The following is a 23,431-nucleotide window of genomic DNA, read 5'->3' on the forward strand; positions in this document are numbered from 1 at the left end:
ACGCCCTTATATGTTGGAAAAATGGAGGAACGTAATTGAAGACTTCTGCAGAGACACTCGAGAACAATTTTGCAAAAGTGTCAGTAACACTCGATGCCGACCAGGTGTCACAAGCATTCAAAAAGGAATATAAAGAAATTGCCGGTAAGTATAATTTTCCGGGTTTCCGTCGTGGCAAAGCTCCTCGTGCCGTTATCAATTCAATGTGGGGCGCTGAAGCTATTGCAGCTCAAGTAACGGAAAATCTCGTAAATGAGAATCATGCCGTAGCGGTTGATGAGTGCAATTTGTTCCCCATTGGTGCGCCTAAATTCGACGATAAACAGCCTATTCTTGCCCAGGATGGCAAGGAGTTAAGCTTCAGCTTTGAAATTGAGCTTAAACCTCATTTTGAGCTTTCAAGCTACGATCCCGTTACTATTGAAGTTCCTGCCGAGAAAGTATCTGACGATGCGGTTCAGCATGAAATCGATTCGATTGTAGCTATGTACTCAACCTATGAAGAAGCATCGAGCGCTACAAAAGCTAAAGAAGGTATGTCGCTTGACCTCGAAGTGAAAGCTACTGACGATAAGAAGAAGCCTGTTGCAGCGCTGTCATCGGACACGCGCTCGTATGTGTTGGGCTCGAATACGCTTACTGAAGCGTTCGACAAGGCACTTGTTGGCTTAAAGAAGGGCGAGAAAGCAAGCGTTGAAATTGCCATTAACGAAGATAGTAAAGCGCCGTTCGACCAATTTATTGGCAAAACAAAGAAAATTGTGCTTGATGTGAAAGTGAAAGCCATCAAAAAGAAGCAAGAACCACAGTTAACAGATGAGTTTGTGTCGAAGAATTTTGGTCACAAAAATGAGGCTGAACTGCGTGAATTCATCTTAAAGATGCTTCAGGAACAGCACGAACAAATGCTTCCACAAATTCGTGACAACCGTATGCTTGATGCGCTTGCAGCACGTCTTGAGGGCGAACTTCCTGAAAGCATGATCGCTTCTTACAAAGAGCAAATTTACAAGAACCTGTTTACTCAGTTGCAACAGCAAGGCGCCACACTTGACCAGTATATGCAGGCTCAGGGTATTACGTCTGCTCAATTGCATGATGATGTTGCCGAGCAAGCGCAAGAGCGTCTACGTCAAGATTTAGCGCTTGATGCATGGGCTGCTCACAATAAGTTTACGGTATCAGATGAAGACGTTTCTGCAGAGTTCGATAAAAGCGCTGTTGAAAACCCGCGTGCATTTGAAGCAGCATGGCGTCGCGAGGGCAAATTACATATGGTACGCGAAGGCGTGCTGCGTCAAAAAGCGGTTGCTTCTGTTGAAGAAACACTTTTAACAGTTGAAGAGCCAAAAAAGAAATCCGCTGCTAAAAAAGCTAAAGCTTCAGAGAAAACTGAAACAAAAGACACAAAAGCAGCAGATAGCTCAAAATCAACTGCTAAGAAATCGAGCAGCAAAGCTGAAAAAGCCGATAAAGCGCAGGAAAACGATAAAGCGGAAAAAGCTCCTGCAAAAAAGGCTGCTACTAAAAAAGCTTCTGCAAAAAAAGATGACACGAAGAACAGCGACACGAAAGCTGCTCCTAAGAAAACAGCAGCTAAATCGAGCGCGACACGTTCTAAATAAGCACGATTAACAACGATGCAACGGGCGCACTCACCTGAGATGCGTCCGTTGTTTTTATACGAGAAGAAAGGAAATACGATGACACAGTTTGAATCGAGTGTTACAACAGGTGCACTTATTCCGTATGTTATTGAACAATCACCTCGTGGTGAGCGCAGTTATGACATATATTCGCGCTTGTTAAAAGATCGTATCATCTTTTTAGGTGAAGCGATTGATGATAATGTTGCAAATTCGATTGTAGCGCAGTTGCTTCTTCTGGAAAGCGCTGATCCCGATAAGGATATTTCGCTGTACATCAATTCGCCCGGAGGATCGGTAAGCGCTGGCTTGGCTATTCTTGATACTATGAACTTTATTAAGTGTGATGTGTCAACGATTTGCATGGGTATGGCCGCTTCTATGGGTGCTGTGTTGCTTTCCGCTGGTACGAAAGGCAAGCGTCTTATTTTGCCAAATGCTACTGTTATGATTCATCAGCCATCTGGTGGAGCACAAGGCCAGCAAACTGAAATTGCTATTATGGCCGAGCAAATTTTGAAAACGCGTGCGCGCTTGAACCAAATTCTTGCAGATAATTGCGGCAGAAAGCTTGATGATGTGCAGAAAGATACCGAGCGCGACAACTGGCTTGATGCTAACGAAGCGCTCTCGTATGGCATTGTTGATAAAATTACCGCTTCGCGTAATTCACTTGCAAACGACAAGAAGTAACACTACATGCGTGGCATGGTAAGCTGCCTAGGTAGGTATATGAATGAGGAGATAAGGTGAGTAAGACTAACCGAGGATTTGATGACAATACAACACATGGCAACCCACCCGTTTGCTCATTTTGCGGTAAATCGGCCGATGAAGTTGATTCTTTGATCACAACGCCAGCTGGCGCATGCATTTGTGATGAATGTATTGCCATGTGCGCGAAAGTGGTTATGGAGCAGCAAAATGATGGCGCGTTGTCGTCATTGATGCACGATCCGGAAAAACGTAAAGCGCTTGCAGGCATGCTTCCGCTTGACGAGGAATATTTGCATCCCGATGAGGACGACAAACCGCTTACGCCTGAAGACGTTCTTCAGGCACTGCCAACGCCTAGCACCATTTATCAGCAACTTTCTGAATACGTTATTGGACAAGACGAAGCCAAGCGCGCGCTGGCGGTGGCGGTGTATAACCACTACAAGCGCATTAAAGTAAAGCTTAACGATGAGAGTGACGATTGCGAACTTGCTAAAAGCAACATCATGCTTTTGGGTCCGACGGGTTCAGGTAAAACGCTGCTTGCACAAACACTTGCTCGTAGCTTGCGTGTTCCGTTCGCTATTGCGGACGCCACTACGCTTACCGAAGCAGGTTATGTGGGCGAAGACGTGGAAACTATCCTGTTGAAGCTTATAACAGCAGCAGATTTTAATATCCCTATGGCAGAGATAGGAATTATCTACATCGATGAGATTGATAAAATTGCGCGCAAGTCGGAAAACGTTTCCATCACGCGCGATGTTTCAGGCGAAGGCGTGCAGCAATGTTTGCTCAAGATTGTAGAAGGTACTGATGCAAGCGTGCCTCCGCAGGGTGGACGTAAGCATCCTATGCAAGAGCTTATCCATATCAATACTACAAACATCTTGTTCATTATTGGCGGTGCTTTTGTTGGTCTTACTGATATTATTGCTGCACGAACAGGGAAAAGCGCCATCGGCTTTAATTCAGACGAGCCTTTAAGCTCAACAAAAGTAAGCGATGCACTGTTTAAGAAAACGCTCCCTGAAGACTTACAGAAATTCGGTATGATTCCTGAATTTGTGGGTCGTATTCCTGTTATTACGTCGCTTGATGCGTTGACGGAAAGCGACCTCATTCATATTCTAACGCAGCCGAAAAACGCGCTGGTAAAGCAGTATAAACGCCTGTTCAAATACGACGATTGTGAACTTCATTTCGACGATGGCGCCTTGCGTGCTATTGCTCATGAAGCCGTTGAACATAAAACAGGAGCTCGTGGTTTACGTGCTATTTGTGAGCGTGTATTGCGTCAATTGATGTACGATTTGCCCGATATTGCAGGTAATACGCGTGTTACGATTACCGAAAGCGATGTGTGTGGAAAAACGCAACCAACTATTGAACGTGTGGATGCAGGCGAGGGCGAAGGCGCGCGTTTGGATGCGCATGCGCATGACGCTGATGCGTGTAATGGCGATAGGGTAGCGTGTTTAACACAATCGGGTAAGGCGAACACTGAAAGCGTTTCAACAGAGGAGGACATTCATGAGTAATCAGCAGCACTCTGTATCTCATGATGAGCAACATTGCGCAGATAGCAAAGAGCAAGCGCCTGAGCAAAGCTTGGAACAGAAGCGTTTCTTAGAATGGAAGAATGCAGGTTTGTTCAGCAGAAGCAAGGGTTTTGGTACGCACGGCAATCAACCATTTACCGTTGTTATTCCGCCTCCGAATATCACAGGCATGCTTCATATGGGACATGCTCTTAACGATACCATTCAAGACGCACTTATTCGTCGTGCTCGTATGCAGGGCTATCAAACGCGTTGGGTTTTAGGTACTGATCATGCTGGCATCGCCACGCAAACAAAAGTGGACAAAAAGCTGGCGTCAGAGGGTATTTCGCGTCTTGATATTGGGCGCGAGGCTTTTATCGAGAAGTGCTTCGAGTGGCGCGAAGTTTACGGGCGCACGATTGTCGAGCAAATTAAAGGTATGGGCTGTTCGTGCGACTACGACAACGAGAACTTTACGCTTGATGAGCACTATGCGCGCTGTGTGCGTGAAGTGTTTGCAAACTGGTATCACGACAAGCTTATCTACCGAGGTAAACGCATTGTTAATTGGTGTCCGCACTGCACCACCGCCATCGCCGATGACGAGGCTGAATACGTGGAAGAAGATGGGCATTTATGGTATTTGCGCTATCCTTTGGCGGACGCAAGCGCAGATGAGCCGTATATTGTGGTAGCTACGACGCGTCCAGAAACGATGCTGGGCGATACGGGTGTTGCGGTAAGTCCACGCGATGAAAGCAAGAAGCATCTTGTAGGCAGAATGGTGAAGTTGCCGCTGGTTGACCGTAAAATTCCTATTTTTGCCGATTGGCATGTCGATGAGAATTTTGGTACTGGTTTTGTGAAAGTGACACCTTCGCATGACCCGAACGACTGGGCTATGGGTGAAGCACACCAGCTTGAGCGCATCAACATTTTCGATGAAACAGCGCACGTTGTTGATGGTTACGGGCGCTTTAGCGGCATGACGCGTGACGAAGCGCGTGAAGCGATTGTTGCTGCCTTTGATGAGCTGGGGCTTCTTGAAAAAGTGGAAGACCACCACCATTCGGTGATGACGTGCTACCGCTGCCATACAAAACTTGAGCCGTGGGAATCGGAGCAGTGGTTTGTGCGCGTTGATCCATTGAAAAAAGATGCAGCTCACGTTGTTGAAGATGGAGAGATACAGTTTTATCCAAGCCGTTGGAAGCACGTGTATTTGGACTGGCTGGAAAACCTTAAAGACTGGTGCATTTCTCGACAATTATGGTGGGGACATCGCATTCCTATGTATTATTGCGACGAGTGCGGTTTTGAAGACGCGTTCGTTGACGAACCCAGCTGCTGCCCGCAATGTGGAAGCGCCTTGCGCCAAGACACCGACGTGCTTGACACGTGGTTTTCTTCTCAGCTTTGGCCGTTTGCTACCCTTGGCTGGAACGCAAAAGACCAGCAGGGAAGCGAGCTTGCTTGTGCGTATCCGACACAAGTGTTGTCAACTGCGCGCGACATCATGGGCTTGTGGGTTGCGCGTATGGTGATGTCGTCGCTGTACTGTACAGGCAAAATTCCGTTTGAAAAAGTTATCATTCACCCAACGGTTATGGGAGCTGATGGCAAGCCGATGAGCAAATCGCGCGGCAACGGCGTTGATCCTTTGCGTTTGATGAAAGATTACGGCGCTGACGGTATGCGTTTTGGCTTGTTGTCGCAGGTAAGCGGCGCGCAAGATCTGCGTTTTAATGAAGCACAGCTTGAAGGCAGCCGCAATTTCGCGAACAAAATTCGCAACGCAGCGCGTTTTGTAGCGATGCACTTAGACAACTACACGCCCGGTGCACCCGAAGCGCGCACGCTTGCCGACAAGTGGATGCTTTCGCGCTTGTATCACCTGGTAAAAGACGTTGACGCCGCATTTGATTCCTTTGAGTTTGCCGACCTTACGCGTTCGCTGTACAGTTTCTTTTGGAACGAATTTTGCGATTGGTACATCGAGTTTTCAAAAAGCCGTTTGTCGGACGGCGCGCCAGCTGACGATAAAGTAGCCTGCCAGCGCAATTTAGTGTTTGTACTCAGTCAGTCCATTCGCTTACTTGCGCCTTTGATGCCTTTTATCACGGAAGATATTTATCAGGAACTGCGTGCTTACCAGCCTGAACAGGAACCTGCTTTCTTGATGAGTTGCTCGTGGCCTGAAGCTGACCAGTTCAAGCAGTTTGATTGTGCAGATGCCGAGCATGCGTTTGCAAGTTTATGTGAAGTAATCGGCGCATGTCGCTCGACGCGAGCGCGCTACGGGCTTTCGCCTAAAACAGCGTTGACAGTAAGTGTTGCAGCTGATAAAGCAGTACAGCATTCGCTTGAGCAACAGCAAATGCTTTTGTGTGCAATGGCGCATATCGATAAGCTTTGCTTATGCGATAGCGTCTCAAAAGAGAAAGAAGTGTGCTCAGTTATGGGTCACTACACCGAAACGTGCATCAACTTGCACGGCTTGGTGGATTTTGCAGCCGAGCTTGCACGCTTGAACAAAGAGTACAAAAAAGTTGAAAGCGACGTGCTGAAGTTCTCGAAGAAGCTGTCGAATGAAGCGTATTTAAGCAAAGCGGCGCCGGAGATTATTGCGAAAGATCGCCAAAAGTTGGAAGACGCTCAAAAAAAGCTTGCATCGCTTGAAGAACAGCGCACGTTGTTGGCGTAGCGGGGCGCTTTGTTGGCGTAACGGGTGGTGGAACGCTACGGGCCTTGACGGCGGCGTAGCGTGCGCCGCACCGCCTGCACCATCGCGCTGCGCCCTTGTCGCCTTCGAACAATGCCAGTTCACGAAGCACCGCCCGCGCTGGTGCGTCCCGCACCCGCGCGCGTGCCTTAGGTAGCTTACATTGGTATTGACGTGGGGAAAGATGTATTGTGGTTGACGTGGGAAAGCGTATTTTCTTGCGTTGATTGTGGAGGTAAATCCGCACCCGTCGCGCCTACAGCGTATAGATGCTTGCAATAAGTTTGCGCACGTAAGGATGCTCGCAGCTGCTTAACTCGCTTGCGGCACATTCGGTAACAATTCCCGCGTCTTTCATGACGATAATCCTGTCGCTCATGCGCTGCGCAACCGCTAAATCATGATGAACGAACAGCATTGACACCTTATGCTCTTGGCGCAAGGTTTCCAGCAGCTGTAATATTTTTTCCTGTACCGTCATGTCAAGCGCGCTTGTTACTTCATCAAGAACAAGCAGTTCAGGCTCACATGCCAGCGCCCGCGCGATGGATGCACGTTGAAGCTGACCGCCAGAAAGCTCGCTTGGGCGGTGACTTGCATAATGTTTGCTTAAACCTACACGTTCAAGCAAGTTCTCGCAGCGCTCGCGTGCCTGCGCGCGCGTGCACAGCTTGTATGATAGCAGCGCTTCGCGAATGGAATAGCCAACGGTGCGCAGCTGATCAAAGGTTTGCGTTGGATCTTGACTTACCATTTGAATTTTTTGACGCATCACGCGTTTTTCCTGGCGCGCAAGCTTACTTATATCCTGGTCATTCCAATAGATAGCACCTTTTGTTGGCCGTTTGAGGCCTGCAATAATAGTAGCAAAGGTACTTTTGCCAGCACCCGATTCACCAACCAGTGATATGCTTTCGTGTTCATTTATGCACAAACACGCATCGTTAAGCGCACAAAAAGTACGTCCGTTACTGCGATACGTTTTAGTAATGTGTTCAAGTTTCATCAGGTGTGATGCCATAGAAGTTCCTTCGCACTAACAGGTGACTAACAGCTTACTAGCAGGTGGCTAACAGGTATCCGATTGGGGTTGTGTTCGCGTTGCGCTCTTAAAGCGTGGAACAGACGCCAGTAGTTCGCGCGTACGTTCGTTTTGTGGGTGTTCAAGAACGCTTTTGCTTGAGCCTTGCTCGATAATGTGCCCGCTATCCATCACGATCAGCGAATCGCACATATGACCAGCCAGCGCAATATTATGCGTTACCATGAGGATGGCGGTGTTGCGCGTTGCATTCAGCTCGAGCAATTCATCAACGATGGCGCTTTGCGTTGTTGTATCAAGCACGCTGGTGGGCTCGTCGGCAAGCAGCAATTTTGGTTCAAAGATACAACCCATAACAATTGCCACACGCTGGAGCATTCCGCCTGATAGCTCGTGTGGATACGACTGCAATACGCGTTGCGGGTTAGAAAAATGCATACGCTTCATAAGCGCTATCAGAGCATCATGGTTATATGGCTTCGCGTGAACATGATATAGCTCTTCAATTTGCGCGCCCATTTTCATCAGCGGATCGAAGCGTTGACCAGGGTTTTGAAAAATCGTTGCAATATTATTCCCGCGTACGTGCTGCATATTTTCTTCTGTCAATTCAAGTAAATTGTTGCCTTGGAAATAAATGGCTCCTGTTGTGGTAGCTTGATGCGCAAGAAGTTGCACGATACTATGAAGCACCGTACTTTTACCCGCTCCACTTTCTCCTACAATGCCAACAATTTCACCAGGCATAATTGAGAAAGAAACATCGTACACGACATGATGTCCCTCGTAGCTAATATTGACATTATGTAAGCGTAGCAGTGCATCTTCAAAGGCTTTCTCATTAAAGCGCTCTGAGTTGTGTAGCGCTGGTTGATGAGATTGCTGCAGGAGAGTATTGAGCGCCGAAGAGGGCGTTACAGCATGTTTGGAAGATTGTGAGGAGCTTGTTGTCATACCAGTCCTTATACGGTAATCGTGCGTACCACGGGTGCTGAGAGTGTTTCCACTTGTGCACGAGTGGTACGCGTGCTGTGACTATCGCGCGCTTGCGTTTGCAGCTGCACGTTGCAGGCTTATTCTGCGTAACGTGTTTGTGCTGCAGAGGCACTGTATCAGCGCCTCAAATGCGCTTATTAGCGCAGTTCGTGAGTAACGCCTTGATAGTCAACAGGAAGCAATTTATAGCCTTGTACGCCTTTTGCTTCAACAACATTGATTACTGGGTTGCCGATGTATACGTTCGGGCAGTCCTGAATAAGCATCGACAATACATCTTGTGCCATTGCAAAACGACGCTTCTGATCGAACTCGCTATTCATGCGCTCGATAATTTCGTCAACCTTAGGATTCGCATATTTACCAGCGTTTTCAGAACCCTTAGAATTCAGATACAAATTCATGAAGTACGTTGGGTCACCATTACCAAGTGATGTTGTGTTGTACAAAATCAAATCGAAGTTGCCGCTGTAGAAGATTGTATCTACGTTTTCAAACAGCTGCGGTTTAATCGCGATGCCGATTTTCTTGTACGCGTCTTGCAATGCGGGTGCAAGTGACACCAGCTCAGCGCGGCTTGAATAATAAGCAAGCGTAAACTCAAGCTTCTTGCCGTCCTTTTCCAGAATGCCGTCGCCATCACTATCGGCATAACCTGCGTCTTTAAGGATCTTTTTGGCCTTTTCAACGTCGAACTTGTCGGCTTTCGAGCTTACTGCTTTCGTGTACGACAAGTAGTTCGGGAACGGCGTTGCGTTTGCTGCTAAGTTGCCGCCAAGCAGGTTCTCGCACAGCGTTTTGCGGTCGGTTGCAAGGCTCATTGCTTTGCGCAGCGCTGGGTCTTTCAGCAGTTCACCCTTGTTATTGCAGAACATCAAAACAGTACGAACACTTTCCGTTTGAAGCACAGTATACTTTTTGTCGGCTTTCATGGTCTTCAAATCGATTGCAGCAAGGTTGGCAGCAACGTGTGCTTCGCCGCTCTTGATGCCCATTGCGCGAGCGCTTGCATCGGCAACATGACGCACTTCAACCGTTGGAATAGCAGGCTTGCCTTGCCAGTAGTTTTCGTTTGCTTTCAGCGTAAAGGTTTCAAGGCTTGACACGTTGTCGCCCATGTAAGGGCCTGTTCCAGAGTGTGACGGATCTTTGTCAACCACATCAACATCCACAATACCAAACAGCGGCTCTGCAATCTCGCCAGGGAACGTAGCAACAGGCTTCGAAGTGGTGAAGATAATTTTGTCGCTGCCTTGAGCCTCTACGCCTGCAAGTTTCGACTTTTTCGGACCTTGCGGGTTTTTCGCCAGCGCACGTTCGATGGATTTCTTAACCGCTTGTGCATCTACTTCTTTGCCCGATTGGAATTTAACGCCCTTACGAAGGGTAAATTCCCATTTCAGAGGGTCGATATTTTTCCATTCAGTTGCAAGAAGCGGAATGATATTCATTTGCTTGTCGAAGGTTGCAAGCGTTTCGGTAAGGCCGTTGCGCTCGGTAAACCAACCATCCCACCTGTTAACAGGATCGAAGCTTTTTGCGCTTTGCGGGTACACGATTACAACTTTTTGCAAGCCCGAGCCGCTTGCTTTTTCCTTGCCGTCTTTTTCGTCTTTCTTAGGAGCACCGCCTGCGCAACCGCACAGTTGGCCCAGCGCACTGCACGCAAAACCAAATGCGGCAACCCCTCCTACAAACGATCGACGCGAAACAGTTTGTTTTGTTTCAGTCATAGTAAACTACCTTTCTTTACTAATTCTGCTGCTAAGAGCGTTCCCAAATATATTAAACACGAGCACGGTTAAAAATAGCGCGCATCCTGGGGGAACCATAAGGTGTGGAGTGGCAGCAAACCCAACGCGACCGTCATTGAGCATCGAGCCCCATTCGGGCGTGGGCGGCTGAATGCCTAAGCCAAGGAATGAAAAACTGGCAAGCGTCAGCAGGATATAACCAAAGTCGAGCATTGCCATACTAATAACATGCGGAGCAATATTGGGAAGCAGGTGCTTCAGCGCAATTTGAGCGTCGTTAAGGCCGTTCATCTTGCACGTTGCAACGTAGGGCTTCGATTTCAGTGTTAGAATAAGCGAACGCGTGAGGCGTGCATAGCGAATCCACGCCACCGCAATAATGGCGAGCACGGCGTTTATGATGCCGGGCCCAAGGATACCAACAATGGCAACACCCAGCACCAAATGCGGAAATGCTTGGAACATGTCGGATATGCGCATGAGAACGGCGTCAACCCATCCGCCGCACCACGCTGAAATGAAGCCTATAATGCAGCCCAAAATAACGGGGATGATAACCGAAATGGTGGTGGTAAGCAGCGATGTTTTTGCGCCGCAAATAACGCGCGTGAACAGGTCGCGCCCCATGGCATCGCATCCAAACCAGTGCTGAGCGTTGGGCGTTAAAAACGCGTTTGCGTAGTCGACGGCGAGGGGGTCGTAGGGTACAAACTTGTCGCCTACCAGCGCTATTGCGAACAGAAGTACTACGAGCGCGCCAAGCACATACACGCCCGATTGCGCCACACGCTTCTTAAACGGAATGCGCGGCGTGGTGCGCGGCGCAGCGCCTGGTACAGCGCCTGGTACAGCGCCCGCTTGTGTTGAAGGGGAGGTGTTAGCAGGTGCGTTCATCTAAAACTCGCTTTCTTCGCGCTTGGAAGCATCAGCTGCTTGAGTGCCTTTCAACGTGCGAGCTTTGCGCGTGTGCGTGAAATTTACTTGCGGATTCAAAACGTGATACAGAATATCGACAATCAAATTAACAACGATAAAAAACACAGCTGTTATAAAAACATAGCCCTGCACCAGGAAATAGTCGCGCGTGGTAATAGCCTGCACCGCCATGGAACCAAGGCCTTCCAAGCTGAATACAATTTCGGTAGTAAGCGAGCCCGACAGCAGCGCACCAACGATAAGACCAATGATGGTAATCGACGGCATAAGGGCGTTTCGCAGCACATGTTTGCGCACGATTGTTTTCATCGAAAGTCCGCGCGACCGCAAGCCCACAATGTAGGGCTTTTTCATCTCTTCGATAACGTCAACGCGCACTTGACCAATAAGGCGCCCCAAGTACGAAAACGAAAGCGCAACAACGGGCAAAACGTAGCCTTCGGGCATGGTTGAATTGCTGATAGCAGGCAAAACACCTAGCGTTACCGCAAACAAGTAAATAAGAAGCAGGGCAAGCCAAAAGGTTGGCATGGAAAAGCTTGAGTATTCAAATATTTGAATGAGATAATCAACAACGGAATTGTGCTTAAGACCTGCTAAAACTCCAAGCGGAATGGCCACAACCAGCACCACGATAAGCGCCAGCAGCGACAAAATAAGCGTCACGCCTAAGTGCGAGAGCAATACGCTTGCAACGGGTGCCGTGAAGGTGTGCGAAACGCCAAAGTCGCCATGAAACATGCCAACAAGCCAGTTTAGATACTGTATGTAGGCTGGCTGGTCAAGCCCCATTTCGTGACGAACGGCCTCAACAAGATCGGGCGTTGGTGCGCTTCCTTGTGCTGTGAGCATCATCAGGGCAGGGTCGCTGGGGGACAAGTACATAAGTGCAAAGCTGATAAGCGTAATGCCGAACAAAACGGGTATCATTTGCAGCAGTCGTGCGCCGATATAGCGCAGCATTTCTATTTAACTCCTACTATCATGAACTGGGGAGATGAGGCGTAAAATGCCTGTTCTTCCGGTGACCAAACGCGTTTATACACATCGGTGTCAAGGTAGATTTTCGAAAAATGAAGCGACGTGAGTGTTTCTTTATCCCACGCAGGACGAATGCAGCGTGATAAGGGAAGTTGCAGTGCAAGTTGTTCACATTCATCACATTGCTGTTTGGTGGCATAGCCTTCAGCATTTTGGTAATTGAGACGCTGTTCTTGTTGGTCGCGAAGCCTCTGCGCGTTTTGTGCTTCGTTATACAGATAACTATACCAATTTGCATCGAAGTTAATAAGCACGCCACCTGGTTTTAAAATGCGATGCCACGCGCGATATGCTGCTGTGGGGTCGATAAGCGTCCACGTTAGATTGCGGGTGATAAGCACATCGAAAGTGTTTTCGTGAAAAGGTGGATGCAGCGCGTCTGCTTCATAGAACGTGATGGCTCCATCGGGAAGCTTCGCGCGCCGCGCATTTTGCTTTGCTTGTTCAAGCATGCTGGTACAGTAGTCAAGCGCGCTTACGTGACAGCCCATTTCCGCTGTTAAGATGCTGAAAAACCCGGGGCCACATCCCAGGTCGCACACGTGAAGCTGCTGCGGGTTTTTGCCATTCAGCACTTTGTCCAGCACTTCGCACACAACGCTTTTCCAGCGCTGTTTTTCTTGCGTGTCTAATTGTTCTTGAACGTGAATACTAAAGCTTTCAGACCGGCGCGCCCAGTAGCCGTTAATTGCATTGAGCAGTGTAGATGTAGCGCTCACTGTACCCCTCCATGATGTAACAAAAATACAGTTGCAATAAATAATGACGTTTATTGCAATTTATTACGGATATCGTTATTGTAACATTTTTTGCATGTGAGAGTGCAATAAATATTATATGAATTTGATTTATAAAATCGTAAAACTATAGTGAAACATTATAAATATGTGTATAGACAAACTTGTTAACAGGGGAAATACAGTAACACATTTCCGCTATCTATGCAGACTTATGCTGAATGTACCGATGGTTTATACTCCTGTATAGACGATACGAGCATGATAAGTATAGGCCTATAGGTGATAACTAAACCTATATAATTAGTAAGTAAACATCCATTATGTAGGTATGTTTGTGCCTATACCGCTCGTAAAATTATTCTCTATTAATATCTTTTACTATTGTTGTAAGCTAAACGTGAGCATGACGGGGTTATGATCGCTATATTGAAACTCATTGTTGATATGTGTTGCTTCAGCCACAACATTATCTGACACAAAAAAGCCATCAATCGTGCACGTATAGGTAACGCCTTTTTCGTAGGGAATGTCATCGCCGCGACACGTGGGTACTTCGGCGAAGTTGCTGGCCTTCACATAGCGAAAACCGGCAGGTAAATCGGTGTCTTTCAACACGCTGATCCACGGCGGAACAAGCTGCTTTGACGGATAGAACTTCTCGCTTCCGCCCAGCGCATGATTCCAGTCGCCACCGCATACTACATAGTTACCCTTTGCGCGTTCTTCTGTAAGGCAGTTACGCAAAAGCGCCAGTTGCTGCGCTCTCACGCGTCCGCCTTTGTCGTAGGCTGACATGTGCGAATTAATAAGTACCAGTTCATGCCCATTATTTACGGGAAGACGCATAACATCAAAACATCTATCTAAGTCAAAATATTTTGTAGGAAAGCTTTCGTCAACTGGATACGATCTGCGCTCGGCATCTGCAACAGCATATTTTGAAAGCGTTAGAATGCCCGATTGAACCGACCCGTGAGGGTTGGTAGGTGGATACATAAGAAACGGTGCATGGAAATTTTTCGAGAAAATGGACCCGTAGTTCTCAAATGCTTGTTCAAACGCTTGACGCTGGTTTACATAAAAGCTACGCGTGGAATTTTCATCTACTTCTTGAAACAGAGCGAAATCAACGTTGAGCGATTTGATAAGGCTAATATCGCCATTGGTGCAGTTGATAACGCTTTGCTTGCTTTCGGCGCGCGACTCGGAGCCTGTCGTTTTTCTGCCATCAGCCATAATGCCTTCATCCATGAAAAAGGTATAATCGGGCGTATACGCTCCAAACCCTACATTATAGGTGCTTGCACGATATGTTTTCCCTGCTTGAAGTATGTTTGATTGATTACCAGCGATGGTTTCTTGCTGATTGTCAGCAATGCGATAGTAGTGCATTTCTAAATAGAGCGCATAGCCACCAACAGCTAGTATTGCAAGAATGACAAGCGTAATAATAAGTATGCCAATAGCTTTGAAAAGCTTCGTTGGGTTCATGGAGCGTCCTTACTTTCGCGAGGGTGTAGTTGTATTGTATCGATATGTGGAATGTTTGGTACAAAATTTTGCTTTTATGGTTATCTTTTCACATTGGCGTGTAGGTTGTGTGTTGAGCATACGAAACGCCACCATACAAGTGAGCGTCTATCCGCTACAATGCAAGCTGCTACCATGCAAGCTGCTACCATGTAAGCTGCTACCATGCAAATGGTTATGGAGCCGCTTTGAATACAAGCGAGTGTTTTGTGTTGTGCAGCGTAAGAACACGAACAGCAATGTGTGTGAGCGTATGGTTTTGTATAAAACGAGAGGAAAAGGGTAAACGTGTTTCATACTATGCTTTCAGGAAAAATCCACCGCGTGCGTGTTACGCAGGCTGAATTGGGTTATGTTGGATCAATCACCCTTGATACTGCGCTGATGCGTGCAGCAGGTATTCACGAATACGAGCGTGTTGAAATAGCAAATGTGTCTACGGGCGCTCGCTTTGCAACGTACGTTATTGCTGGTGAAGAGGGCAGTGGTTTAGTATGTGTAAACGGCGCTGCTGCGCGTCTTGCCTGTGTTGATGACGTGCTTATAATTATGGCGTATGCGCAGGTAAGCGCCGAGGAATGCGCTTCGTTTAAGCCGCGCGTGGTGTTGGTTGATGCCAACAATAAACCGTGCCGCATTACCCATTACGAACAGCACGGGCAGCTAGCATAAACGCGTATTCGGCGTGTGTACCAGCGTTTGTCTGTATGAACGGGTTGCATTCGAGCTTGTGCGTGGCATGTGTGGTTGAGCCACGGTTGGTGAGTGTGTTCATCCGCGAAGCGTTCGTGGAAGCGGATATGTCGATCGAGTTGTCCTCACATGTTCGTGATGGTGTCGTTGTGTGCGAGCTGCTTTAACGCCCGTTTCCAATGAAACGTTCACGTGGTGTTCGCAAGGGTTGTGTTTGTGCTTGAACCGCCCATGTTTGATATATGAAAGGGTTTGATATGGAACTTCTTACTTCAATCGATCAAGCAAAACAGTGTGTTCGCGCGTGGAAGGCGCAAGGCTGCAGCATCGCGCTGGTTCCCACGATGGGCTTTCTGCACGACGGGCACGCAAGCTTAATTCAGGCGGCCCGCAAGATCTGCGACAAAGTGGTTGTGTCGGTGTTTGTCAATCCAACACAGTTTGCACCTGGTGAAGATTTTGATGCCTATCCGCGCGATATGCAGGCTGATAGTGCGTTGTGTGAGCGTTTAGGAGTGGATGCGATTTTTCATCCGCAGGCAGACGAGATGTATGTGAATCAGCGTGCGTATTGCGTTGTTGAACAGCTTACGTCAAGCATGGAAGGCGCTGCACGTCCGATACATTTTCGCGGTGTATGTACTGTTGTGTGTAAGTTGTTTCACATTATTGCGCCTGACGTAGCGTTTTTTGGTGAAAAGGATGCGCAACAGCTTGCAATCATTAAACGCATGGTGCGCGATTTGAATTTTGATATTCGCATTGTAGGAATGCCTATTGTGCGTGAGTCTGATGGCTTAGCAAAGTCAAGCCGCAATACCTATTTATCGCCTGAGGGAAGACGTGCTGCGTGTGTGCTATATCGCGCTATTTGTAAAGGGAAAAGCCTCATTGCAGCTGGTATGCCAGCGGATGATTTGTATGCAGCTATGAAAGCGGTGTGCGCCGAAGAGCCCTTGTGTTCGCTTGAATACATTTGTTTGGTGGATGCAGATACCATGCAAGAAATTCCTATTGTAGCAGGTAATGTGGTATGTTGTATGGCAGCGCGCATTCAAAACGTGCGCTTAATTGATAACTTTTGGTGGTCTGAACACGCCAACGCGTAAACACGTCGCACGAAGCGTGGTGTGTTTGTGAAAAAGTTTTTACATTTAAACAATTTCTTGCGGTTTCCTAGTACTCGAGCGCCTTATGAGTGGTATAGTTGCACAACTTTATCCAAACAATGCCACAAGGAGGCGATTTTATGCGTGTAAAAAGCGTGCTTTTTTCAATTTTGCAAACATTACCGAAAGTTTCCGGCATTGTAATTATTATTTTTTCTGTGCTGGGATTTTTTGAACCCAAAAGTTTAACATGGGCTGTTCCTTATGTTCCGTACTTGCTTGCGTTTATTATGTTTGGTATGGGGCTTACCATTTCGCCTGAAGATTTCAAGAAAGTGCTTCAGCATCCGCGCGATGTGTTTTTAGGCATGTTGTTGCAATATTCTATTATGCCGCTTGTTGCAGTAGGAATTTGTCATGTGTTCAAATTACCACCTGAACTGGCTATTGGTGTTATTTTAGTAGGGTGTGCACCCGGTGGTACCGCGTCCAATGTTATGACGTTTATTGGACGTGGCAATGTGGCGCTTTCGGTAAGCATGACACTTGCTTCCACGATTGTTTCACCCTTACTCACACCTGTTCTTATTTATGTTTTCGCAGGCAATTATGTGAATATGTCAGTGCCTGCAATGATGCTTTCGGTAGTTCAGATGGTTATTGCGCCCATCATTTTAGGCGTTGTGCTGAATAAATATTGCAAAAATATCTCGAAAGCCGCTACTACTGTTATGCCATTATGTTCTGTATTTGTGATTGCGCTTATTGCAGGTGCAATTGTTGGAAAGAACGCCGAACACCTGATGCATGCAGGACTGTTCTTGATAGGCGTTGTGCTTTTGCATAATTTGTTAGGTATGTTTGTAGGTTGGTTGGTGTCACGTCTTGTGCACCTTGATTATGATAAAACTACTGCTGTATCAATTGAAGTGGGTATGCAAAATTCGGGGCTTGCAGCTGGAATTGCAGCGTTGCATTTTGCTACAAATCCGTTAGCGCCGCTTCCTGCTGCATTGTTTAGCGTTTGTCATAATGTAACAGGTTCGGTATTTGCAGGACTCCGTCGACGTGGCTCACTTCAGCGTCAATTACGAGAGGATGCGAAATGAACGAACGCGAACTGCTGAATTCGTGTGCAGAGGCATGTAACAAACTTATTACGTGCAACAGTGTTGTAGCGTCTATTACTAATGCTGTTACCGTTAATTTAGTAGCAAATACCCAGCTTGCAGTAGGAGCGTCTGCTGCTATGGTGTATATGGATGATGAGATTGATGCGCTTATGCAAGTTGCGTCTTCGTGTTACTTGAACATGGGAACCTTGCTGCCTGTTCATGCTGACAGTATGGTGCAAGCGATGATAACATGCCATGATCTTGAAAAACCGTATGTTATCGATCCGGTTGGCTTGGGAATTGGCGCGATTCGCGATCATGTGTTGCGCGTTGCTCAAACGGTGCCGCCTGCTATTATTCGTGGAAATGCATCGGAGATTATTGGGCTTGCGCGCCTGTGGGAACTTGACGTGAAAAAGCACGCGTCACATGCGGCTGGAGCGTCGGGTGCATCTGCTGCGTCAGCTCCACGCGGCGTTGATTCTGTTGACACCGTTGATGATGCACTGCCCAGTGCGCGCGCTCTTGCAGCATTCACGCACGGTGCCGTTATTATTTCAGGAGAACACGATATTGTGACTGATGGCACACACACCGCTTTTCTGCTGGGTGGCTCGCCCTTTATGCCGCTTGTTACGGGTATGGGCTGTTCACAGGGAGGAATTGCTGCCGCATATGCTGCGGTAGCCGATCCGTTTGTGGCAGCACTGTGCACCAGTGCGCTCTATAAAGCTGCAGGTATGGAAGTACATGACGAAGCTCATGGTCCTGCGTCATTCCAAACGCTTTTTGTTGATGCGTTGTACAAAATTACACGCAACGACCCAGCTGCTTCATTTGAATCGGTGTTTTTGCGTCTTGTATAGCAGGTAGCGTGATGGAAAACTTTCAGACGTCTTTGAACACATCACCTCTGAATGCGCTCACTGCAGACAAAACGATGTCACATGTAATCACACATGCGCATGGTGCGCCGCGCGCGACTCATGAGCACGCTAAACAGTTTGATTTTTCACGCTACTTAGTTATTGGTCCCGAGAACCTGCCTGCTCAGGTAGGTTCTCTCACGGTTGAAGACGTTGTATGCGCAAGCGTTGAAGAGGGCTTTACCTGTGTTCAAATACGCTCAAAAGTGCTGTCTGCGCGCGATTTGATTGCGCTGGTTCAGCGTGTCGATAGTGCGCTTGTGCATCGTACGTTGCGCGATAAGGTGTGCCTTGTAATAAATGACAGGCTTGATTGTGTTCTTGCAGCGCGTGATGCAGGTGCTCGAGTTGATGGGATTCATGTTGGACAGAGCGATATTCCGCCCGATGTATGCCGCCATTATTTGGGTGAACATGCTGTTGTAGGATTAAGTGCCCCTGCAGCTGATATTGTGCACTACATTGCGCATGCAAAAACGCATTCCATTAGTTATTTTGGCGTTGCTCCGTATCATGTAACGCCGTCAAAGCCCGATTGTGATACCACATCAACAGGCGAAACAATCTATATTTCAGCTGATGATATTCAGCGTTTAGCTCAGATCAGCACTGTGCCACTGATTGTAGGCGGCGGTGTGCAGCAGGCCGATTTGGAATGTTTGAAACGCTCAGGTGCTACTGGGTTTTTTGTAATTTCTGCTGTGTGTTCTGCAGAAAATCCTCGTTTAGCAGCGCGCGCGTTATGTAGCACGTGGAACGCGCTTGCCTAGCATGTTCTGTTAATGGCGTTTTTTCGTGCTCGTGCGTGTTAATATATTCTTCAGCTTAATAGCTTATAGTACATACAAGTATTGGTAGGGAGGCATGTATGAAAATTCTTATCGCGGAAGATAGCAAAAAATTGTCACAGGCAATAAAGCAATGCCTCGAATATAAATACTCTGTTCAGCAGGCTTTTGACGGAAATGAAGCGTTTTATTATGCCAAAGACGGCATTTACGATCTCATTATTTTGGATGTTATGATGCCAGGTATGGACGGCTATACGGTTATTAAAAAATTGCGCGAAAACCAGGTGCAAACTCCTGTTTTAATGCTTACAGCACTGCGTGGTGTTGAAGAACGTATTCGCGGTTTGCGCTTAGGTGCTGATGATTATTTACCCAAGCCATTTGCAAAAGATGAATTGCTCTTGCGCATTGAAGCCATTTTGCGGCGCAGCAATAATCTGTATGATGCGCGCCAAATTTCGTATAAAGATCTGGTAATTAACTATGATGAGCATACGGTGCGCATTAACGGTAAAGTGTTGCCGCTGAAAGGACGTCAGTTTGACGTGCTGGAATACCTGGTATTGCGTCAAGGGCAACTGGTTTCAAAAAGCCAAGTGTTCGATAAGGTATGGGGATTTTTGTCTGATACATCAACTAATGTTGTGGAGGTGTATGTAAGCGCATTACGCAAAATTCTAAAAGCTCACGATTATGATAAGTATCTTCATACGATTCGTGGTGCAGGATATTTGTTTGGTGAGCGCGATAATCGGTGAAAATTTCTTCTGAACATACGCTTATTCATAAAGAGCTTTTGCGATCGACAGCTGTATTTTTTGTCGTATTTGCGCTGTTGTTAAGCGTTTTAGGTGTGTTTATCTATCATCAAGTGCATACGGTGTTATTTCGCGAAACCGATGCACAATTAGTGCAAGCTCGCGAGAATATTCAGCACGACGTAGAATTGTTGGCTGCTGAAGGCAGTGATATGGTGCTGTTTCGCGATGCAACTAACGAACAGGGCGTAGGTGCGCACAGCAATCTAAGCTCTGAGCAAGGCGAAGGAACACTGTACAACAATAACCGAGGCGCCGCAAAAAAGCGCAAACGCCAGCAGCGACGCAATTCCGGCATACATCACGCCTTTGAACAGGACCTTTTGTTCACCAGCATCATTCGTGCCACCGAGCACGCCATTCAAAGCAATTCGCGTTTGTTGTTTGTGGTGCGCGATTCATCGGGCGCCGTGCTTAACGCTATCAGCCTTTATACCGTTTTCCCCGAGTACGTAACGCAGCTTCCGCTTAATTCCGATGCACAAGCGAAACCCTATTCGCTTGCATGCGACGGTCATTTTATGCGCGGCGTTACGATTACGTTCCCGCGCGACAATGACGATGTGTCCTACGTGCAAGTGCTTGCCAATGTTGATTCTGAAATGGCAATTCTAGAGTCGGTTACCAATACACTTATCGGCGGATTTTTGGTTGCGCTTATTATTGCGGCGGCGCTTAGTTACATTCTTGCACGTCGCGCGCTTAAACCTTTGTTGCAATCGTGGGTGAAACAAACTGAGTTTATTCAAAATGCGTCTCACGAATTGCGTACACCACTTACCATTATTAAAACAACCCAAGAATTACTGCTTGATAAGCCAAACGATAAAGTTATCGATCATTTTGAAAATATTGCTGCGACGATTGAAGAGGTTGATCGTTTATCTCACTTATCAGCTGATTTACTGTTCTTGACGAAGTTTGATTCCGGAGCACATACGCTTAACAAAACGAAGATTGAACTTGATGGTGCGCTGCGTTTTATGGCGCATTTATATCGTGAAACAGTTGAGCTGCAAGACAAAGTTTTTCAGTTTAGCGCTGCATCGAATTGTAGTATTATGGCTGATGAAAAGAAAATTCGTCAACTTATTGCCATAGTGTTAGACAACGCTTTGAAATATACGCATGAAGGCGATCGTATTCAAATGAACAGTTTTCGCGAAGGCCACGATGCGGTAATAGAAGTAAAAGATACGGGCATTGGTATTTCAAAAGAAGATGCGAAGCGCGCATTTGAACGTTTCTATCGAGCAGACAAAGCGCGCAGTGAAGGTGGATCGGGACTTGGCCTTGCGATTGCATTTTCAATCGTAAAAGCGCACGGCGGTAAAATTACTATTGCTCCGTGGACAGCACCTGTGGGCGAAGGCGTGGGTACTGGTGCGGATGTTGGTGGCAGCGTGCGCGGCAGCGTGGATGTTGGTGGCAACGTGCGTACTGGCGTGTGCGATGGGGAAGTAAGCGACGTGTGCGCTGGTGTGCATGAGAGTACTGGTCAGACAAGCAACGAGCACGTGTTTTCTTCATCAGGTACAAGCGAGCAAAGCTCTCAGTTTCAAAGTGGCACCTGCGTTCGCATTAGTTTTCCGTCTGCGTAACAAAACGCCGCGCCACAGCACCGCGCCATAGCGCCACGCCAAAACGCCGCGCGCACAAAAAAACGAGCACTGCGCACGTGTTTGATGTGCGACAATGCTCGTGTTCTTCAGTACGTTCGCTCGAAAACTTTCAGTTTCGTGAACTAAGCTACAAGCTACATTACGGTTTCTGTTGGTTCGCCAACCTTTATGCGTTTTGCGCTTGTGCCTTTGATGCCTCTTTTTCAAGCTCTTGTTTAAGCGTTGGCTTTCTCCATATGCGTCCAACAATCAGGAAAATAACGATACCGATAATGGCTGCCATAACAATTGAGCCACCAGGGCGTACGTCGTTATAGTACGAGAAGCACAGACCGCTAATGGTGTAAATGACGCCCAAAATTACGGCAATAATGCAGGTTTGCTTATAGCTGCGCGACAGAATAAGCGCCGTTGCAACGGGCAGCGTTACCAGCGAAACTACCAGTAAAGCACCTACAACTTTGCACGCAAGACCAATCATAATAGCCGATAAGCACGTAAAGATGCCGTTTACAATTTTTACGCGAACGCCTGCTAAGCGCGCGAGTGTTTCATCAATGGCCGAGTCAGAAAGGCCTGCATACAGCACGATGCTGATAATAACCGTAGCTAAAAACGCAAGGAATGTGCCAATTAAATTGTCTATGGTTACGGCTGAAATTGATCCGAATAAATACGACTCGAAAGTATTTCCACCAGGCGCAAAGTCGGCCAAAATAACAGCTAAACCTAAGCCAGCGCTCAGGATAATAGCAACCGCCATATCGCCAAATTGCGGCATTTTCTCGCGAATTCCTTCAATGCAGAAACCAGCAACAATACAGCTGATCACAGCACCAATAACCGGGTCAAAGCCCAAAATCAAACCAAGTCCAACACCAGTAAGAGATACGTGCGAAAGTGCATCGCTTACCATGGATGTTTTACGGTTAATCATAACAATGCCAATAAGTGGCAGCGCAATGGCGAACATAAGCCCCGCCATAAGCGTGCGCCGCATAAAATCAAACTCAAGCATTTGCTATCCTTCCATCTTCAATGCGATAGGTTGAATCGAGTTTCAATCGTTCGCTGACCAGCTGATATTCATGCGAAACAAGCAAGCAGGTAATTTTTTGCTCCTGGTTAATTTTGTTCAGCAAGCCCAGGAAGCTTTCCTTGCTTTCTTTATCGACACCTGCGGTAGGCTCGTCTAAAATCAGCAATTTAGGATCGTTGATAAGTGCGCGGCAAATCATAACGCGCTGTTGTAAGCCGCCTGATAGTTGATTAAATGGAACGCGTGCATAACGCTCAAGATCCATTTTTGCAAGTGCTTGCTCTGCCACTTGGTAGTGCTTTTTGCGTGGAATGCGCACAATACCAAACTGCTTGTATAAGCCTTGCACAACAATTTCTCGACACGTGGTTGGAAACGCCACTTTGTTCATAACGCTTGCTTGCGGCACATAGCCAATCCAAGTAAGGTCGTTGTACTCTTTCATCGTTTTTCCAAAAAGGCTGATGGTGCCTTTATAACCTTTCAGTTCGCCTAAAATAAGCTTCATCAAGGTTGATTTCCCGCTTCCGTTTTCGCCTGTGATGCAGCACAAATCGCCTTCTGGTATCGAAAACGACAAGTCCTTCAACACAGGCATTGCATTGTAGCCGAAAACGAGATTGGATACCTTTATTGCATCCATGGTACCT

The 23,431-nt window shown here is 47.2% G+C and carries 20 protein-coding genes; 11 read left to right on the top strand and 9 right to left on the bottom strand.

Annotated features, from left to right (window positions below; translation table 11 throughout):
* The first annotated feature begins 35 nt into the window (after nt 1–35).
* The 4 genes from tig to HMPREF3190_RS05770 all read left to right on the top strand — a co-directional run bounded on the left by tig (nt 36) and on the right by HMPREF3190_RS05770 (nt 6,611).
* Nucleotides 36–1,625: a trigger factor gene (gene tig, locus HMPREF3190_RS05755; protein WP_066781234.1), complete on the top strand. Its 1,590-nt coding sequence runs from the start codon at nt 36–38 to the stop codon at nt 1,623–1,625.
* Between the two features lie 78 nt (nt 1,626–1,703).
* Nucleotides 1,704–2,339 (top strand): ATP-dependent Clp protease proteolytic subunit, encoded by a 636-nt coding sequence (locus tag HMPREF3190_RS05760; protein WP_066781236.1) that lies wholly within the window; start codon nt 1,704–1,706, stop codon nt 2,337–2,339.
* 56 nt (nt 2,340–2,395) lie between these two features.
* Nucleotides 2,396–3,904, top strand: a complete 1,509-nt coding sequence (clpX, locus tag HMPREF3190_RS05765) for an ATP-dependent Clp protease ATP-binding subunit ClpX (RefSeq protein WP_082715193.1) — start codon at nt 2,396–2,398, stop codon at nt 3,902–3,904.
* Entirely contained in the window at nt 3,897–6,611 is a 2,715-nt protein-coding gene (locus HMPREF3190_RS05770; RefSeq protein ID WP_082715194.1) for a valine--tRNA ligase, read from the top strand. The genes clpX and HMPREF3190_RS05770 overlap by 8 nt, the downstream gene beginning before the upstream one ends.
* 274 nt (nt 6,612–6,885) lie before the next feature.
* Here the strand turns inward: HMPREF3190_RS05770 and HMPREF3190_RS05775 are convergent, their stop codons facing one another.
* The 7 genes from HMPREF3190_RS05775 to HMPREF3190_RS05805 form a co-directional block, all read right to left on the bottom strand.
* Nucleotides 6,886–7,650 (bottom strand): ABC transporter ATP-binding protein, encoded by a 765-nt coding sequence (locus tag HMPREF3190_RS05775; RefSeq protein ID WP_066781238.1) that lies wholly within the window; start codon nt 7,648–7,650, stop codon nt 6,886–6,888.
* A 48-nt stretch (nt 7,651–7,698) separates the two neighbouring features.
* Complete coding sequence (locus HMPREF3190_RS05780) at nt 7,699–8,625, bottom strand: ABC transporter ATP-binding protein (RefSeq protein WP_066781240.1); 927 nt, start codon at nt 8,623–8,625, stop codon at nt 7,699–7,701.
* Between the two features lie 179 nt (nt 8,626–8,804).
* Nucleotides 8,805–10,400 carry an ABC transporter substrate-binding protein gene (locus tag HMPREF3190_RS05785; protein ID WP_066781241.1) on the bottom strand — a complete coding sequence of 532 codons (1,596 nt, stop codon included), beginning with the start codon at nt 10,398–10,400 and terminating at the stop codon, nt 8,805–8,807.
* Nucleotides 10,401–10,406: 6 nt separating this feature from the next.
* Nucleotides 10,407–11,315, bottom strand: coding sequence for an ABC transporter permease (locus HMPREF3190_RS05790; protein WP_066781242.1), 909 nt, complete (start codon nt 11,313–11,315; stop codon nt 10,407–10,409).
* On the bottom strand, nt 11,316–12,320 hold the full coding sequence (locus tag HMPREF3190_RS05795; RefSeq protein ID WP_066781243.1) for an ABC transporter permease: 1,005 nt from the start codon (nt 12,318–12,320) through the stop codon (nt 11,316–11,318).
* A gap of 2 nt (nt 12,321–12,322) precedes the next feature.
* Nucleotides 12,323–13,117: a class I SAM-dependent methyltransferase gene (locus tag HMPREF3190_RS05800; protein ID WP_066781245.1), complete on the bottom strand. Its 795-nt coding sequence runs from the start codon at nt 13,115–13,117 to the stop codon at nt 12,323–12,325.
* Between the two features lie 399 nt (nt 13,118–13,516).
* Nucleotides 13,517–14,629: an endonuclease/exonuclease/phosphatase family protein gene (locus tag HMPREF3190_RS05805; protein WP_066781247.1), complete on the bottom strand. Its 1,113-nt coding sequence runs from the start codon at nt 14,627–14,629 to the stop codon at nt 13,517–13,519.
* A gap of 327 nt (nt 14,630–14,956) precedes the next feature.
* On the opposite strand from HMPREF3190_RS05805, the gene panD reads away from it, so the two are divergent.
* The 7 genes from panD (at nt 14,957) to HMPREF3190_RS05845 (ending at nt 21,721) form a co-directional block, all read left to right on the top strand.
* Nucleotides 14,957–15,340 carry an aspartate 1-decarboxylase gene (panD, locus tag HMPREF3190_RS05815; RefSeq protein WP_449674323.1) on the top strand — a complete coding sequence of 128 codons (384 nt, stop codon included), beginning with the start codon at nt 14,957–14,959 and terminating at the stop codon, nt 15,338–15,340.
* Nucleotides 15,341–15,618: 278 nt separating this feature from the next.
* On the top strand, nt 15,619–16,470 hold the full coding sequence (gene panC, locus HMPREF3190_RS05820) for a pantoate--beta-alanine ligase (RefSeq protein ID WP_066781251.1): 852 nt from the start codon (nt 15,619–15,621) through the stop codon (nt 16,468–16,470).
* 140 nt (nt 16,471–16,610) lie between these two features.
* Nucleotides 16,611–17,579, top strand: coding sequence for a bile acid:sodium symporter family protein (locus tag HMPREF3190_RS05825; RefSeq protein WP_066781254.1), 969 nt, complete (start codon nt 16,611–16,613; stop codon nt 17,577–17,579).
* Nucleotides 17,576–18,451, top strand: a complete 876-nt coding sequence (locus HMPREF3190_RS05830) for a hydroxyethylthiazole kinase (protein WP_066781256.1) — start codon at nt 17,576–17,578, stop codon at nt 18,449–18,451. The genes HMPREF3190_RS05825 and HMPREF3190_RS05830 overlap by 4 nt, the downstream gene beginning before the upstream one ends.
* A gap of 74 nt (nt 18,452–18,525) precedes the next feature.
* Nucleotides 18,526–19,281 carry a thiamine phosphate synthase gene (locus HMPREF3190_RS05835; protein WP_066781341.1) on the top strand — a complete coding sequence of 252 codons (756 nt, stop codon included), beginning with the start codon at nt 18,526–18,528 and terminating at the stop codon, nt 19,279–19,281.
* Nucleotides 19,282–19,379: 98 nt separating this feature from the next.
* Nucleotides 19,380–20,060 carry a response regulator transcription factor gene (locus tag HMPREF3190_RS05840; protein WP_066781258.1) on the top strand — a complete coding sequence of 227 codons (681 nt, stop codon included), beginning with the start codon at nt 19,380–19,382 and terminating at the stop codon, nt 20,058–20,060.
* A complete protein-coding gene (locus HMPREF3190_RS05845) occupies nt 20,057–21,721 on the top strand; it encodes a sensor histidine kinase (protein ID WP_066781260.1) in 1,665 nt (554 codons plus the stop codon). Before HMPREF3190_RS05840 ends, HMPREF3190_RS05845 begins: the two co-directional genes overlap by 4 nt.
* A 187-nt stretch (nt 21,722–21,908) precedes the next feature.
* Here HMPREF3190_RS05845 and HMPREF3190_RS05850 read toward each other — a convergent pair whose 3' ends face one another.
* On the bottom strand, nt 21,909–22,760 hold the full coding sequence (locus HMPREF3190_RS05850) for a metal ABC transporter permease (protein ID WP_066781262.1): 852 nt from the start codon (nt 22,758–22,760) through the stop codon (nt 21,909–21,911).
* A complete protein-coding gene (locus tag HMPREF3190_RS05855) occupies nt 22,753–23,424 on the bottom strand; it encodes a metal ABC transporter ATP-binding protein (RefSeq protein WP_066781263.1) in 672 nt (223 codons plus the stop codon). Before HMPREF3190_RS05855 ends, HMPREF3190_RS05850 begins: the two co-directional genes overlap by 8 nt.
* Nucleotides 23,425–23,431 lie beyond the last annotated feature (7 nt).

The sequence above is a fragment of the Umbribacter vaginalis genome (assembly GCA_001552935.1).
Taxonomy (GTDB): domain Bacteria; phylum Actinomycetota; class Coriobacteriia; order Coriobacteriales; family Eggerthellaceae; genus Berryella; species Berryella vaginalis.